Here is a 700-nt window from a genome sequence, read left to right on the forward strand (position 1 = left end):
GGCTCATAGGGTTATGAATGGTAAGTTAAAATATTCATGCATCAAAAAAGGATTGATTAAACGCGATCAAGATATAATCAATGACTATCACAGTATAAAAAATAAAAAAATAAAAAGTCAGATTAGGAAAATAAAAAACAAAATCAAGTCATCATGTATAAATGCAGCATGGAAAGTTAAATATAATCTCTCCAAGACCATTTGCAAAAATTTTTACAAAGAGGACAATAATATTGTCCTTGTCGGTGAACGGCTAGGGAAAACAGCAAATGACTCAAGTTACCATTTATTTACTCATGTTAAAGATACTGCGAAATATAAAGGGAGTAAAGAATACTATTATGTGATAGATCGTAAAGCAAAAACAAAAACAAATCTAGATGGCCTTTCTAATGTAATTAAATATGGTAGTTTAAAACACTTTATTGTTTTCAATAGAGCATCGACCTATGTATTTAGTGATAGCATGAGAGATGTTTTCCACCAATGGCAACGGGTTGCTGAAGAGCACAATCATAAAAGAAAAATTTTTCTGCAGCATGGTATCTTTGCTCTTAATAGAGCAACTGGATACTATGATAAGAATTCCATGGAAAAACGTCATGAATTGCCAGATAAATTTATTGTAAGTTCTGACTTTGAAAAAAATCTAGTTTGTCGTCAATTCGGTTTTGACAAAGAGGAAGTCGCTGTTACAGGG

The 700-nt window shown here is 31.6% G+C and carries 1 protein-coding gene; it reads left to right on the plus strand.

Annotation, left to right across the window (positions count from 1 at the left end; translation table 11 throughout):
- Positions 1-700, plus strand: a 700-nt coding sequence (locus LD28_RS22490; protein WP_206538761.1) for a CDP-glycerol glycerophosphotransferase family protein, incomplete at both ends; no start/stop codon positions are given.

Origin of the sequence: Aeromonas finlandensis (assembly GCF_000764645.1) — a bacterium.
Taxonomy (GTDB): domain Bacteria; phylum Pseudomonadota; class Gammaproteobacteria; order Enterobacterales; family Aeromonadaceae; genus Aeromonas; species Aeromonas finlandensis.